The 14,282-nt window shown below is 71.2% G+C and carries 15 protein-coding genes; 14 read left to right on the forward strand and 1 reads right to left on the reverse strand.

The window, feature by feature from the left end:
- Nucleotide 1: 1 nt before the first annotated feature.
- The 8 genes from glmM (at nt 2) to KTR9_RS09315 (ending at nt 8,503) form a co-directional block, all read left to right on the forward strand.
- On the forward strand, nt 2–1,348 hold the full coding sequence (glmM, locus tag KTR9_RS09280) for a phosphoglucosamine mutase (RefSeq protein ID WP_010841849.1): 1,347 nt from the start codon (nt 2–4) through the stop codon (nt 1,346–1,348).
- A complete protein-coding gene (locus KTR9_RS09285; protein ID WP_014926180.1) occupies nt 1,345–2,049 on the forward strand; it encodes an HAD family hydrolase in 705 nt (234 codons plus the stop codon). Before glmM ends, KTR9_RS09285 begins: the two co-directional genes overlap by 4 nt.
- 212 nt (nt 2,050–2,261) lie before the next feature.
- Nucleotides 2,262–2,642 carry a hypothetical protein gene (locus KTR9_RS09290; RefSeq protein ID WP_044506348.1) on the forward strand — a complete coding sequence of 127 codons (381 nt, stop codon included), beginning with the start codon at nt 2,262–2,264 and terminating at the stop codon, nt 2,640–2,642.
- Nucleotides 2,639–3,799: a hypothetical protein gene (locus tag KTR9_RS09295; RefSeq protein ID WP_044506350.1), complete on the forward strand. Its 1,161-nt coding sequence runs from the start codon at nt 2,639–2,641 to the stop codon at nt 3,797–3,799. The genes KTR9_RS09290 and KTR9_RS09295 overlap by 4 nt, the downstream gene beginning before the upstream one ends.
- Complete coding sequence (locus tag KTR9_RS09300; protein WP_010841853.1) at nt 3,796–4,056, forward strand: hypothetical protein; 261 nt, start codon at nt 3,796–3,798, stop codon at nt 4,054–4,056. Before KTR9_RS09295 ends, KTR9_RS09300 begins: the two co-directional genes overlap by 4 nt.
- A 10-nt stretch (nt 4,057–4,066) precedes the next feature.
- Nucleotides 4,067–5,056 (forward strand): alpha/beta hydrolase, encoded by a 990-nt coding sequence (locus tag KTR9_RS09305; RefSeq protein ID WP_044506352.1) that lies wholly within the window; start codon nt 4,067–4,069, stop codon nt 5,054–5,056.
- Between the two features lie 99 nt (nt 5,057–5,155).
- Nucleotides 5,156–7,018 (forward strand): glutamine--fructose-6-phosphate transaminase (isomerizing), encoded by a 1,863-nt coding sequence (glmS, locus tag KTR9_RS09310; protein WP_044506353.1) that lies wholly within the window; start codon nt 5,156–5,158, stop codon nt 7,016–7,018.
- Nucleotides 7,019–7,027: 9 nt separating this feature from the next.
- A complete protein-coding gene (locus KTR9_RS09315; RefSeq protein ID WP_014926184.1) occupies nt 7,028–8,503 on the forward strand; it encodes an NAD(P)H-hydrate dehydratase in 1,476 nt (491 codons plus the stop codon).
- Here KTR9_RS09315 and KTR9_RS09320 read toward each other — a convergent pair.
- Entirely contained in the window at nt 8,451–9,035 is a 585-nt protein-coding gene (locus KTR9_RS09320; RefSeq protein WP_238554081.1) for a hypothetical protein, read from the reverse strand. The genes KTR9_RS09315 and KTR9_RS09320 overlap by 53 nt on opposite strands.
- An 83-nt stretch (nt 9,036–9,118) precedes the next feature.
- Between KTR9_RS09320 and alr the strand changes: the two genes are divergently transcribed.
- The 6 genes from alr to tsaD are packed head-to-tail and all read left to right on the forward strand — an operon-like array spanning nt 9,119 to nt 14,216.
- Nucleotides 9,119–10,303, forward strand: coding sequence for an alanine racemase (gene alr / locus KTR9_RS09325; protein WP_014926185.1), 1,185 nt, complete (start codon nt 9,119–9,121; stop codon nt 10,301–10,303).
- On the forward strand, nt 10,300–11,439 hold the full coding sequence (locus KTR9_RS09330) for an alpha/beta fold hydrolase (RefSeq protein ID WP_010841859.1): 1,140 nt from the start codon (nt 10,300–10,302) through the stop codon (nt 11,437–11,439). The genes alr and KTR9_RS09330 overlap by 4 nt, the downstream gene beginning before the upstream one ends.
- Entirely contained in the window at nt 11,436–11,912 is a 477-nt protein-coding gene (gene tsaE, locus KTR9_RS09335; protein WP_014926186.1) for a tRNA (adenosine(37)-N6)-threonylcarbamoyltransferase complex ATPase subunit type 1 TsaE, read from the forward strand. The genes KTR9_RS09330 and tsaE overlap by 4 nt, the downstream gene beginning before the upstream one ends.
- Nucleotides 11,909–12,667, forward strand: a complete 759-nt coding sequence (tsaB, locus tag KTR9_RS09340) for a tRNA (adenosine(37)-N6)-threonylcarbamoyltransferase complex dimerization subunit type 1 TsaB (protein ID WP_014926187.1) — start codon at nt 11,909–11,911, stop codon at nt 12,665–12,667. Before tsaE ends, tsaB begins: the two co-directional genes overlap by 4 nt.
- Entirely contained in the window at nt 12,664–13,173 is a 510-nt protein-coding gene (rimI, locus tag KTR9_RS09345; RefSeq protein WP_014926188.1) for a ribosomal protein S18-alanine N-acetyltransferase, read from the forward strand. Before tsaB ends, rimI begins: the two co-directional genes overlap by 4 nt.
- Entirely contained in the window at nt 13,170–14,216 is a 1,047-nt protein-coding gene (tsaD, locus tag KTR9_RS09350; protein WP_014926189.1) for a tRNA (adenosine(37)-N6)-threonylcarbamoyltransferase complex transferase subunit TsaD, read from the forward strand. The genes rimI and tsaD overlap by 4 nt, the downstream gene beginning before the upstream one ends.
- The last annotated feature ends 66 nt before the right edge of the window (nt 14,217–14,282 follow it).

Consider the following 14,282-nt stretch of genomic DNA (forward strand, 5'->3'; position numbering starts at 1 on the left):
CTTGGCACGCCTTTTCGGAACCGACGGCGTCCGAGGCCTGGCCAACGCCGAGCTCACTCCCGAGCTCGCGTTGCGCCTGGCCTCGGCCGCCGCGGTCGTTTTCGCAGAGAGTTCGGCGACCGACTCCCACCGGCGCCCGCGTGCGGTGGTCGGACGCGATCCGCGCGCATCCGGCGAGATGCTGGAGGCCGCGGTGTGCGCGGGGCTGGCCGCCACCGGAGTCGACGCCATCTGCGTCGGCACCGTGCCGACCCCGGCGGTCGCATTCCTTACCGCGGACTACCGCGCCGACTTCGGGGTGATGATCTCCGCATCGCACAACCCCATGCCCGACAACGGGATCAAATTCTTCTCCGCCGGCGGGCACAAACTCGACGACGACGTCGAGGACCGCATCGAGGCGGCGATGGGCGATGACCTCATCCGTCCGATCGGTGCCGCGGTGGGGCGCATCGTCGCGGCGCCCGACGCCGGCGACCGTTACCGGCAGCACCTCGCGCAGGCCATCGACACCCGGCTGGACGGGCTGACCGTGGTCGTCGACTGCGCGCACGGCGCAGCGTCGGAGCTCGCGCCGCTGGCCTACGCCGACGCCGGCGCGACCGTCATCGCGATCCACGCCGAGCCGGACGGTCTGAACATCAACGCCGACTGCGGGTCCACGCACATGGACAAGCTGCAGGCGGCGGTCCTCGAGCACGGAGCCGACCTCGGACTGGCGCACGACGGTGACGCAGACCGTTGTCTCGCAGTCGATTCCACCGGTCAGATCGTCGACGGTGATGCCATCATGGCCGTGCTCGCGACGTCGTTGAAGGACCAGGGAAGGCTTCGGGAGGACGTGCTCGTGGCCACGGTCATGAGCAACCTCGGACTGCACATCGCGATGCGTGACGCCGGGATCACCGTGCACACCACCGCGGTCGGGGACCGGTACGTCCTCGAGGAGCTGCGCCGGGGCGGTTATTCGATCGGCGGGGAGCAGTCCGGCCACATCGTCGTCCCGGGTTCGGGCACGACGGGTGACGGCATCCTGACCGGGCTGATGCTCATGGCCCGCATGGCCGCCACCACGGCACGCCTCGCCGACCTGGCCGGCATCGTCACCGTGCTGCCCCAGGAACTGATCAACGTGCGCGTCGCCGACAAGCATGCGGTGTCGCAGTCGCAAGCGGTCCGCGACGCGGTCGCGGTCGCCGAGACGGAACTGGGCGAGACCGGCCGAGTCCTGTTGCGGCCGTCGGGAACCGAGCAGCTCGTTCGCGTCATGGTGGAGGCCGCGACCGCCGACCAGGCGTTGTCGGTGGCCGGCCGTCTGGCCGAGGTCGTCCAGGGCGCGGGGGCATGACCGGTACGACGCCGCGGGCGGTGCTGTTCGACTTCTCCGGCACGCTGTTCCGCTTCGAGGCCCGCGGCGAGTGGTTCGCCGACCTGCGCGACGACTCCGGCGCCGAGTTCGACCGTGACCGCCAGGCCGACATCATCCGGCGGATGGTCGCACCCGTCGGCCTGCCGGACGGCATCGTCGGTGACGATCGACACGCCTGGGAATCCCGGGATCTCGATCCGGCGCTGCATCGAACCGGCTATCTGGCCCTGTTGCGTGCGGCGGGGATGAGTGACCCCGACCAGGCGAACTCGCTCTACAACCGAGTCCTCGATCCGTCGTCCTGGGTGCCGTTCGCCGACACCGTGGCGGTGCTCCGGAAGCTCGGTGCGGCACACGTCCCGGTCGGGATCGTCAGCAACATCGCCTTCGACCTGCGCAAGGTCCTGGCGCTGCACGACGTCGAGGACCTCGTGGGCGCGTTCGCGCTGTCCTACGAGGTGGGGGCGATCAAACCCGACCCCCGGATCTTCCACGCCGCCCTCGACCCGCTGGGTGTGCCGGCGGAGGAGGTGCTGATGATCGGGGACAGCGAGACCGCCGACGGCGGTGCGCGTGCCCTTGGTTGCTCCTTCGCGCTGGTACACGACGTCCCGCCGGCCGACCGGCCCACCGCGTTGCTCGACGCGGTGACCTCGCACGGCGTCGAACTGCGCGGCTGAGTCCAGCCTTCGCGCGACGCGGGCACTGGCGGCACGGGCCCGCGTACGCGACAATTCCCTGCGGGTTCGCACACACACGGAACCGAACCGCGCCGTCCTGCGTCCAAGTGTGCAGGGTCCAAGTGTGCAGGGTCCGAATGTGCGGGATTCACCAGGCGCGGGATCACGGCGGACCGGCAGCGGTTCGGCTGAGCAGGTCGGGGAGGGATGGCATGGACGGCAACGGTGCGGACGATGTCGTGTCGCGCCGGATCTCGATGGACACCGCCCAGGTGTCCGCGGTGTCGGCGTACTACCGCAGGTCCTCGCTGGTGCTGTCGGCGGTCGCCGACGACCTGGCCACGCGCGACTTCGGGACCTGGGCGCGCGATTCCGGTGTACCGGACGGGAATTCGGTCGCCTTCGGCCCGCTCGCCGCCGCGTACGCCGGGATGAGCACGGCCCTGTCGCGCCGCCTGCGGGTGCAGGCCGCGGCGGCCGCGGCACTGGCCGACTCGCTGCGCAACAGTGCGCTGGCCATGGCGGACGGCGACGGCCGGGCGGCGGTCGAGATCGCGCGAGCATTGCCCGCCTCGGCGAAGGACGTCAGGTGAGACGAGGCACCGACTCGCTGTCGGTTCTGAGATCCGACGCCCGGGGCGGTGTCGAGACACTGATCGAGCTCGTATCGGCCGGCCGTCTGATGGGGGTGGGAGCACCCGACGACGCCACCATCCGCAACGGACTCCGCGTCGTCGACGCTTTCGACATAGCGGCGCTGTCCGCGGACAGCCACGCCCTGGAGTCGGCGCATCGGGCCGTCTCCGAACAGCTTCACCACCTTCCCGAACAGCAGGTCCGCCTCGACGACGGCTGGAACAGTGAGTCCGCGACCGTGGCGATCGCGACGGTCATCGATCATCAGCGTCGTGCCGAGTCGGATCTGCACATCCTTCGCACCCTCACCGACGCGACCTCGGCCGCGGCGTCGGGTATCGACCGCCTGCTCCGCACCTTCTATCTGACGCTCGCACGGTTGTCGGCGCCGACCGCAGCGGGCGTGCCACCGGCCGAGCTCCCGCAGGCCGTGCTCACCGGCCGGGTACCGATCGGGGTGGCGGTCGAGGACATCTCGTCGCGGCTCGCGCTGTTCAGCACGTCGCTCGAGACCACGACCCGCGGTATCGCCGGGATCCTCGACCTCCTGAACCGGTCCGTCGACGGCATCGACGACGAGGCCTATCCGGTGGAGGCCGAGATGGCGGACGATCGTCCGGTCGCGCCGCCGGACCGGCCGGCCATGGCGACATCCGTGGAGATCGGTGCCGCTCCCACTCCGGTCACCCGGACCTGGCTCGCCGAATCCACCACGGACGACCGGCCGCCGGAGATCGGGGCCGCCACCGCGTCCGCGGTGACCGGCTCATCTGTGACCGGCTCATCTGTAACGGAGCCGGCCGGATCCGCTCCGCCACCCGATCCCGTCGAGGCCGCACGCGTCGACCGCGAACCCGACGACGGCATCGACATCCCGTTCCGGCTGGGCGGCACCGAGGGGCACGACGCACCCGCCACCCCTCCAACCGTAGGTCCGGCCTCCGCCGACGGCGTGACCGGGGCGAGTGCGGTGACCACCGGAACCGAAGAGCGCGAAGCGGATTCGACGGGACCGGCTTCGTCGGGACCGGCTTCCGCGCCGGACTCGGGGACGTCCTCGGACGCACCGTCGGACAGGTCGTCGGGGGATCTGGCTCTGGCAGGTGACCAGTGAACCTCGCCGACCAGATCGAGGCGCTGGCCCGCTCCTGCACCGCCGGTGTCGCGGAGGCGTCACACCGCTTCTCCGCGCGGCAGCGGGACCTCGAACTCGCGATGGACGACCACCGTCGCACCGCGGTGCGGTCGGAGACGCAGCAGATGCGCGACGACCTCGAGAACGCGGCCGACGCCGCCGACGCCACCCCGGGCATCATGTTGCCGGCCGACGTGGCCGACGCCAGTCCCCATCTGCCGCCGCCGAACACATAGGCTGTCTGCTGTGCCAGGCAAGAAGCAGCAGAAGCCGACGCAGTCGCCCGCGAAGCTGATGTCCGCGCTCGCCCGACGCGGGCCCCATCGCGTGTTGCGCGGTGACCTCGGGATCGTCGGGACACCGGGTGTCGTGTTCACTCCCGCCGAGGGCGAACGACTCCCGGCCGTCGCATTCGGCCACGGGTGGATGACGTCGGTGGAGCGCTACCGCGATCTGTGTCACCACCTCGCGTCCTGGGGCATCGTCGTCGCTGTGCCCGCGGGTCAGCGAGGTCTGCTGGCGTCCGACGACACGATGGCCGCCCAGTTGCGCTCGGCACTGTCCATCGTGACCCGAGTGCCGCTCGGCTTCGGCGACATCACCGTCGACCCGCGCAAGATCGGGTTCGCCGGCCACGGCTTCGGTGCCGCCGCCGCGGTGCTGGCCGCGTCGGAGGGAGTGCTGCACGGCCAGCCGCAACCGCAGGCTCGCGGGGTGGTCGCGCTGTTCCCGGCGCCGACGACCGGCGCACTGCTGCCCGCGGCCCGGCGGGTGAGTGCGCCCGGACTCATCGTGTCGGCGATCGGTGAACTCGACACCCTCGACGGCAACGCGCTTCCGCTGGCACAGGCCTACGGAACCGAGTCGGCCGCCGACCCCCGTCCCGCCGCCGTGCTGCGCACCCCGCCGGGTGCCACCTCTCGTGGACTGATCGAGCACCGGTCCATCAAGTCCCTGCTCGGCAGCAACGGCGCCGACAAGAAGACCCACACCGCGGCACGCGCCCTGACCACCGGGTTCCTGCTGCACACGCTCGACGACGACAGTCGGTACGAGGTCTTCGCCGACGCCGACACCGAGCTGGGGAAGGTGCCCGCGGTGGATCTGGACGATCCGCCGGAGGCCCAGGACAAGATCGCCAAGTTGCTCGGCGCGAAGGATCGCAAACGACGCCGCGCCGCGAGCCCGGTTCCGTCCGGCCTGCCGAACGCAGTGGTACCCGACACCATCGAGTGACGGCCGTGTGACCGGACCCGACCGGGGTCTGTTGTGACCCGGCGCGGGACCCGACGCGCCGCGCTGCCACTCCCGCGTCCGCAGGTACGCTGACTAGCTATGTGTGGAATCGTGGGATACGTGGGGCGACGCGATGCCCTGGACATCGTCGTCGACGCGCTGCGACGGATGGAATACCGCGGGTACGACTCGGCGGGCGTCGCGATCCTCGACGGCGAGGGAAACACCGCGATCCAGAAGAAGGCGCTCCGGCTGGAGAATCTCGAGAAGCAGATCGCCACGGTCGGTCGCGAGTCGCTGGCCGGAACGACCGGCATCGGACACACGCGGTGGGCGACGCACGGCAAGCCGACCGATCGCAACGCGCACCCGCACGCCAGTGACGACGGCAAGCTCGCCGTCGTGCACAACGGAATCATCGAGAACTACGCGGAACTCCGCGCCGAACTCGAGGAGGACGGCGTCGAGTTCGCGTCCGAGACCGACACCGAGACCGCCGTGCACCTGGTGTCCAAGTACTACGCGCTGGGTCCGACCGCCGGCGACTTCGTGGCGAGCGCCTACGCCGCGCTGCGTCGTCTCGAGGGAGCCTTCACCCTCGTGTTCACCCACGCCGACCACGCGGACACCATCGTCGCGGCGCGGCGGTCGACACCGCTCGTGGTCGGTGTCGGCAAGGGCGAGATGTTCCTCGCGTCGGACGTGACGGCATTCATCGAACACACCCGGGATGCGGTGGAACTCGGCCAGGACGAGGTCGTGGTGATCACCGCCGACTCGTACACGGTCAGCGACTTCGACCAGAACGTCCGCGCGGGCAAGCCCTTTCACATCGACTGGGATCTCGCGGCCGCGGAGAAGGGCGGTTACGACTTCTTCATGCTCAAGGAGATCGCCGAGCAGCCGCGGGCGATCGCCGACACCCTCCTCGGGCATCTGCAGAACGGCCGGATCGTGCTCGACGAGCAGCGCCTGACCGACGACGACCTGCGCGACGTCGACAAGGTGTTCGTGGTGGCCTGTGGGACCGCCTACCATGCCGGACTTCTCGCCAAGTACGCGATCGAGCACTGGACCCGGCTCCCGGTCGAGATCGAGCTCGCCAGCGAGTTCCGCTATCGCGACCCGGTGCTCGACCGCTCGACGCTGGTCGTGGCGATCTCGCAGTCCGGTGAGACGGCCGACACGCTCGAGGCGGTCCGGCACGCGAAGGATCAGAAGGCCCGCGTCCTGGCCATCTGCAACACCAACGGCGCGCAGATCCCGCGCGAGTCCGACGCGGTTCTCTACACGCACGCCGGCCCCGAGATCGGCGTCGCGTCGACCAAGTGTTTCCTCGCGCAGATCGTCGCCGCCTACCTCCTGGGGCTCGCGCTGGCACAGGCCCGGGGCACCAAGTACGCCGACGAGGTCGCCCGCGAGTTCGCGGCGATCGAGGCGATGGCCGACTCGGTCGCGCAGGTGCTCGGCACGATGGAGCCGGTGCGGGAACTCGCACGCTCGCTGGCGCACCACAACACGGTGCTGTTCATCGGCCGTCACGTCGGCTACCCGGTCGCGCTCGAGGGCGCGCTGAAACTCAAGGAACTGGCGTACATGCACGCCGAGGGCTTCGCTGCGGGGGAGCTCAAGCACGGACCGATCGCGCTGATCGAGGATGGGCTGCCGGTGATCACGGTCATGCCGTCCCCGGACGGGCGCGCGGTGCTGCATTCCAAGATGGTCAGCAACATCCGGGAGATCCAGGCCCGCGGTGCCCGCACGATCGTCATCGCCGAACCCGACGACGCGGCCGCCCGCGCCGTCGCCGACGAGTTCATCCCGATCCCGAAGACGCCGACGCTCCTGCAGCCGCTGGTCTCGACCGTGCCGCTGCAGGTGTTCGCGGCGAGCGTCGCGCAGGCCCGTGGCTACGACGTCGACAAACCGCGGAACCTGGCCAAGTCGGTGACCGTCGAATAGTCCGTCGGCATGCCGATCCGGTATCTGACGGCTGACGAGGTCCGCGACGCCGAGCGGGCCACGGGTGACCTGCTCACCGGCGGCGTCCTGATGCGCCTGGCGGCGCACGGCGTCGCCGGGGTGGTCGCGGCGGAGCTGAACCGGACCGGCGGCTGCTACGGACGGTCGGTCTGTCTCGTCGTCGGTGCGGGGGACAACGGGGGCGACGCGCTCTTCGCCGGCGCCGAACTGCGACGTCGTGGTGTGCGGGTCGACGCGGTCCTGCTCGCCCCGGACAAGGCCCACGCCGCGGGGCTGGCCGCATTCCGCGCTGCCGGCGGACGGACCGTCGAGCGGCCACCCGACGGACCCGACGTGATCGTCGACGGAGTGGTCGGGCTCGGCGGCCGCGGTCCGCTGCGGACGAACGCCGCAGAGATCTTCGCGGCCACCGGTCCGGAGACCACCGTCGTCGCCGTCGATCTGCCGTCGGGTGTCGATGCCGACACCGGCGAGGTCCACGACCCGGCGGTCCGTGCCGACATCACGGTCACCTTCGGGGTCCGGCGCCGCGCGCATCTGCTCGCCGCGCCGCAGTGCGGGCGAGTCGTTCTCGTCGACATCGGCCTCGGCGATCTCGTCGACCGATCGGGTGGAACCGCCGAGCCGACGCTCAGCTCCCTCGACGATGATGAAATCGATTGGCCCACACCAGGTCCGGCCGACGACAAGTACACGCAGGGGGTCGTCGGGGTCATCGCCGGATCGCATCGGTACCCCGGCGCCGCCGTCCTCGCCACCGGCGCGGCGGTGACCGCGACCTCGGGGATGACCCGGTTCGTCGGATCGGCGCATGCCGAGGTGGTGGCGCAGTGGCCGGAGGTGGTCGCCACGCCCGAACTCGCCGACGCCGGCCGCGTCCAGGCATGGGTTCTCGGCCCCGGCATGGGTACCGACGGTGCGGCTAGGGCGACCCTGCGCACGGTCCTGGGTACCGACCTGCCGGTTCTCGCCGATGCCGACGCCCTGACCCTGATCGCGCGCGATCCGGGGCTGGTCGACGGGCGGGCGGCGCCGACGCTGCTGACACCGCATGCCGGCGAGTTCGCCCGGCTGACCGGCACCGAGCTGGGGGCCGACCGTCTCACCGCCGTCGCCGGCCTCGCCGCGAGGTGGGGTGTCACGGTGCTGCTCAAGGGGCGCATCACGCTGGTCGCCGACCCCACGGGTCACGTCCTCGGCAACGATGCCGGGTCGTCGTGGGCGGCGACCGCCGGCGCAGGCGACGTGCTGTCGGGTGTCGCCGGGGCGCTGCTCGCCGCCGGGAGATCACCGCAGATCGCCGGTGCGGCGGCGGCGCGCGTACACGCCCGGGCGGCCGAGCTCGCGAGTCGCGGCGCGCCGATCGGGGCGTCGGCGCTGCTGTCGGCGCTGCGTCCGGCGATCCGCGAGTTCACCACGCGGTCAGCACGAACACGAGCGGATACAGAGCCGTCAGCGCGGTGAACGCGGTGACCGACGACAACACGATCACGTCGGCGATCGTTCCCGCGCGCCGCAGCGCGCCGTGCCGGATCCGCTGGGTGAACGAGACGGCCAGCGCCGCGCAGGCGGCGATCGTCGCGAGCACCGCGACGCCGAAGGCGATCAGGGCCGCGACTCCGTAGCCATCCGCGGGTTCATCGGCCATCGCGTGCCCGAGGGCGAGCAGGAAGAGCACCCCGGCGGTGACGAACGCCACCCATGCGACGGTGTTGGCCGCCCACGACACCAACGATGCGCGCAGGCCCGGGCGGGCGGGGACGGTGGGCGGGTCGACGGGCGAGAAGTGGGCGAGGTCGTGGGCGTCGTGGTCGTGGTCACCGAAGTCGTGGTCGGGGGCCGGGGGCGCGAGGCGGGTGGGGACGACGACGGCGTTGTCCTGCGGATTCGAGGTGGCGTACATGGTCACTTCCGGGGTTGCGGCGACGGATCGGGAACTGCGATGGGGTCCACTCAACCGTCCGGACGGACGGCCCGCATCGGTGTGACTACTCACTCCACGTCCGCAAGACGACGCCCCGCTCTCACTGCGGGCAGCCGGGACGAGCCGGACCAGGCGATCTGGGACAATGGGCGACGATGACTTCCCCTGCTCTGACCGCGACCGTCGACCTCGGCGCGATCGCCCACAACGTCGACGTGCTGCGTGCCGCCTCGGGTGCCGACGTGATGGCGGTCGTGAAAGCCGACGCCTACGGCCATGGGGCGCTACCGGTGGCGCGTGCGGTCCTCGCCGCGGGTGCCACCGAACTCGGTGTCGCCCACCTCACCGAGGCCGCGGCACTGCGGGCGGCCGGCATCGACGCCCCGATCACCGCCTGGCTGCACACACCGGGTGCCGACTTCGCGGGTGCGATCACCGACCGCATCGACATCGCGCTCTCGTCGATCTCGCAGCTCGACGCGGTCATCGCCGCGGCGCGGCGCATCGGACAGACCGCCCTCGTGACGGCCAAGGTCGACACCGGCCTCAACCGCAGCGGTGTCGCCGTGGACGAATGGGCGGACTTCGCCGAGCGGGTCGCGAAAGCGCATGCGGACGGGTCGGTGACCCTGCGTGCGGTGATGTGCCACCTCGCGCGCGGCGACGAACCCGATCACCCGCTCAACGATGCCCAGGCGCAGCGGCTCGACCTCGCCGTGGCCGACCTGGTCCGTCTCGGCGCCGCGCCCCAGGTGGTGCACATCGCCAATTCACCCGCGGCACTGACCCGTCCGGATCTCGCCCGTGACCTCGTCCGGCCCGGGATCGCCGTCTACGGCCGCACCCCGGTACCCGCGCGGGGCGACTTCGGGCTGATCCCGGCGATGACCCTGACCGCGCGTATCGCGCTCGTGAAGAAGGTGGCCGCGGGACAGGGCGTGTCCTACAGCGAGACGTGGATCGCGCCGCGCGACACGGTGGTGGCCGTGGTCGCCGCCGGATACGCCGACGGCGTACCGCGACTGCTGTCGGGCCGGATCCGGGTACGGATCGGAGACCGGCTGTTCGACGGTGTGGGCCGGATCTGCATGGATCAGCTGGTCGTCGACCTCGGACCGGACGGCGCAGGAGTCCGCGAGGGTGACGAGGCCGAACTCTTCGGCACCGGGGCCTCCGGTGGCCCGACCGCGAAGGACTGGGCGGACACGATCGGCACCATCGACTACGAGATCGTTTCCCAGGTCGGGCAGCGAGTGGTCCGTCGTTACCTCGGCGCGGGGGCCACCGGGGTAGATTCCGAGGACACGGTGACACCCGAGAACGCGGGGACCGGACAGTGAGCGGGGCACCACTGGTGGACGATTCCGAACGCGTCGGACTGCTGGCCGGGGTGGCGGGAATCGCGGCCCTCGGCGGGATGGCAGCCGTCGGAGCGGCGCGCAACATCGCTCGCAAGAGCGTGGTGGGCCGCGCGGACCCCTACGCCGACGTCGATCTGACCGAGCTCTACGGCGAGCGCGCCACCACCGTCACCACCGACGACGGTCTGGAACTCGCGGTGCGGATCGTCGATCTGGGGACGGTGACGGCGGACACCGCACCCGACCTGACGATCGTGTTCGTGCACGGCTTCAGCCTTCGGTTGTCGAGCTGGCACTTCCAGCGAGAACAACTCGCCGCCGAGTGGCACGACCGCAACTATCGTCTGGTGTTCTTCGACCATCGGGGTCACGGTGAGAGCGATCCCGCACCGACCGAGACGTGCACGATCGCCCAGCTCGCCGACGACGCGGCAGCCGTGGTCCGTGCCACCGTCCCGGTCGGACCCGTTGTCCTCGTGGGTCATTCGATGGGTGGCATGACGCTGATGGGCCTCGCGCGCCGCCACCCGGCGCTGTTCTCGACCCATGGCCCGGTGGCCGGGGTGGGTCTCGTGGCGACGGCGTCGCGCGGTCTCACCGACGCCGGACTCGGTGAGGGACTGCGTAATCCGGTGGTGGACGCCTTCCGGATGAGTGTGCGCCGCGCGCCACGCCTGGTGCAGGCCGGGCGCGGACTGACCCGCTCCGCACTCGAACCGGTGCTCGTCGCAGCGAGTTTCGGGCCGACGTTCTACAGTCCGGCGCTCGGTGCCGCGGTGGACAAGATGATCCAGAGCACGCCCATCGAGACCATCGTGAACTTCCTGCACGCCTTGGAGATCCACGACGAGTCGACAGCCCTGCCGGTGATCGCGCAGGTTCCGACCACGGTCGTGTGCGGCGACCGGGACCGCCTCACGCCCCTGCGCAACTCGGTGCGGATGTACTCACAACTCGGTGCCGATTCGCGTCTGGTCGTCGCCAAGGGCGCCGGGCACATGGTCCAGATGGAGGAGCCGGGTCTGGTGAGCGACGCGATCGCCGAACTGGTGGATCGGGCGCGGGTCGCGCTGCCGGCTCCCCGCCGACGCTGGTGGAAGCGGGGCCGCGGATGAATGGGTTGGGTTCCGCCGGTACCCGCGAACTCCCCGACGTCGCCGACACCGAGGCCTTCGGCGCCGAGCTGGGGTCGACCCTGGCCGCGGGGGACGTCGTCATCCTCGACGGCCCGCTGGGTGCGGGGAAGACGGCGCTCGCCCGCGGGATCGGGGCCGGGCTCGGCATCGTGGGACGGGTGACCTCGCCGACGTTCATCATTGCGCGCGAACACCGACCGGGCCGGCCGGGCCGGCCGGGGATGGTCCACGTCGACGCGTACCGACTCGGCGGGGCCGGGAACGGTTCCGGAGTCCTCGACGAGCTCGACGCCCTGGATCTGGACTCCGACCTGGACGAGGCGGTCGTCGTCGTCGAGTGGGGCGAGGGGGTGGCCGAGCGGCTGGCCGAGCGGCATCTCGTCGTCCGGCTGCGCCGGGACCCCGATACCGATGTGCGACAAGTGGAGTGGGAATGGGTGAGTCCCGAATGAGTGTGACGCCGGGTGACGGACCGGGCAACGGGGGCGCGCGGCTGGTGCTGGCGGTCGACACGGCCACCGATTCGGTGGTGACCGGTGTGGCCGCGCTGCGCTCCGACCCCGGGCCCTCCGGGTCGGACATCCGGGTGCTCGCCGAACGCGTGGTCACCGACCATCGTCGGCATGCGGAACTGCTCACCAGCCTCATCGCCGAGTGTCTCACCGAATCCGGCACCGCCCGAACCGATCTGGCCGCGGTCGTGGTCGGTTGCGGCCCCGGTCCGTTCACCGGGTTACGGGTCGGGATGGCGACCGGCGCCGCGTTCGCCGACGCGCTCGGAATCCCGGCGTACGGCGTGTGCTCGCTGGATGCTCTTGCCGCCGAAGCCGTTCCGGGCGTCGACGCCACGTCACGGATGCTCGTGGTGACCGATGCGCGCCGGCGTGAGGTGTATTGGGCGGTGTACGAGGGCGACCGGCGCCTGCGCGGTCCCGAGGTGGCCGCGCCCGCGGTGGTGGCCGAGGAACTCGCCGCCGACCTCGACGAGGGCCGGATCGGTGCGGTCGCGGGTTCGGCGGCCCACCTCGAACTCGCCGGCTGGACCGGTGGGGCTCCCGCGATCACGGTTCCGACGGTGCGGGGGCTGATCGAGGCGGCGCAGGCCGACATCGTCGCCGACCGGGAACCCGAACCGCTTGTCCCGCTGTATCTCCGGCGCCCCGACGCCGTCGAGCAGAAGGCCCGCCGGGCGGGTGTGGCGCGATGACAACGCCCGAGCTGGTGATCGACGCCCTCACCTACGGTGACATCCCGCGCTGCGCGGCCCTGGAGCGGCAGATGTTCGCCGACGACTCGCCGTGGCCGGCCGCCGCTTTCCGGGCCGAGCTCAACGCGCCGTACAACACCTATTTCGCGGCGCGGGAACGCGCCGGAGCCGATGTCATCGGCTACGCCGGCATCTCCCTGCTCGGCCAGCCCGACGCCTGGGAGTGCGAGATCCACACCATCGCCGTCGACCCAGACCGTCGGGGTCGGGGAGTGGGCAAGGCGCTGCTCGAGGCCATGCTCACCGTCGCCGACGAGAACGACGCCCCGGTGTTCCTCGAGGTGCGCACCGACAACGACGTGGCGATCGCGCTGTACTCGCGGCACGGGTTCAGCACCGCGGGCCTTCGACGCAACTACTATCAGCCGTCCGGCGCGGATGCCTACACGATGTTGCGGCTCCCGGTGTCGGGCCGGCCGCTCGAACCCGAGGAGGGCCCGGCGTGATAGTCATGGGTATCGAGAGTTCCTGCGACGAGACCGGTGTCGGCATCGTCCGGTGGACGCCGGGCGAGGGAGACACCCCGGGATTCGCGACGATGCTGGCCGACGAGGTGGCGTCCAGCGTGGACGAGCACGCCCGGTTCGGCGGCGTGGTCCCCGAGATCGCCTCGCGCGCGCATCTGGAGGCGATCGTCCCCACCATGCGCCGGGCGCGGGAGGCGGCCGGGATCGACCGTCCCGACGCCATCGCCGTCACCATCGGGCCGGGCCTGGCCGGTGCGTTGCTCGTCGGTGTCGCCGCGGCGAAGGCCTACGCCCTCGCCTGGGATGTGCCGCTGTATGCGATGAACCATCTCGGCGGTCACGTCGCGGTGGACACCCTCGAGCACGGACCCATGCCGGAATGCGTCGCACTGCTGGTGTCCGGCGGGCACACACACCTGCTGCACGTCACCGATCTCGCCGAGCCCATCGTCGAACTGGGCACCACGGTCGACGACGCGGCCGGGGAGGCGTTCGACAAGGTCGCCCGCCTGCTGGGTCTCGGCTTCCCGGGCGGGCCGGCGCTCGATCGTGCTGCCCGCGAAGGTGATCCGGGTGCGATCGCCTTCCCGCGCGGGATGACCGGTCCCCGCGACTCGCGGCACGACTTCTCCTTCAGCGGGCTGAAGACGGCGGTCGCACGGTACGTGGAGAAATGCGAGCGCGACGGTGCGGAGGTCCCCGTGGCGGACGTGGCGGCGTCGTTCCAGGAGGCGGTCGCCGACGTGCTGACGATGAAGGCGGTCCGGGCGTGCGGTGACCTCGGGGTGGAAACGCTGGTTCTCGGTGGAGGTGCCACCGCGAATTCGCGTATCCGGTCGCTGGCGGAGGAACGCTGTGCGGCCGCCGGGATCGACCTGCGGGTGCCGAAGCCGCGGTTGTGCACCGACAACGGGGTCATGATCGCGACACTGGGCGCCCACGTGATCGGCGGGGGAGCGCGCCCCTCGCCACTGACCGTGGCGTCGGACCCGGCGATGTCGGTACGCGTCAGCCAGCTGTAGCGGACCGACCCCCGGTGGATACGCGAGGAGCGAACACGTCCGGGTTTTTGCAGCCTCCACCCTTGA

The sequence above is a fragment of the Gordonia sp. KTR9 genome (assembly GCF_000143885.2).
Lineage (GTDB): Bacteria > Actinomycetota > Actinomycetes > Mycobacteriales > Mycobacteriaceae > Gordonia.

Excerpts from the sequence above, each read along its gene's own strand:
- glmS (WP_044506353.1), top strand. The coding sequence starts at position 5,156 with ATGTGTGGAATCGTGGGATACGTGGGGCGACGCGATGCCCTGGACATC.
- rimI (WP_014926188.1), top strand. The coding sequence starts at position 12,664 with ATGACAACGCCCGAGCTGGTGATCGACGCCCTCACCTACGGTGACATC.
- tsaE (WP_014926186.1), top strand. The coding sequence starts at position 11,436 with ATGAATGGGTTGGGTTCCGCCGGTACCCGCGAACTCCCCGACGTCGCC.
- KTR9_RS09315 (WP_014926184.1), top strand. The coding sequence starts at position 7,028 with ATGCCGATCCGGTATCTGACGGCTGACGAGGTCCGCGACGCCGAGCGG.
- KTR9_RS09290 (WP_044506348.1), top strand. The coding sequence starts at position 2,262 with ATGGACGGCAACGGTGCGGACGATGTCGTGTCGCGCCGGATCTCGATG.
- KTR9_RS09285 (WP_014926180.1), top strand. The coding sequence starts at position 1,345 with ATGACCGGTACGACGCCGCGGGCGGTGCTGTTCGACTTCTCCGGCACG.
- alr (WP_014926185.1), top strand. The coding sequence starts at position 9,119 with ATGACTTCCCCTGCTCTGACCGCGACCGTCGACCTCGGCGCGATCGCC.
- tsaB (WP_014926187.1), top strand. The coding sequence starts at position 11,909 with ATGAGTGTGACGCCGGGTGACGGACCGGGCAACGGGGGCGCGCGGCTG.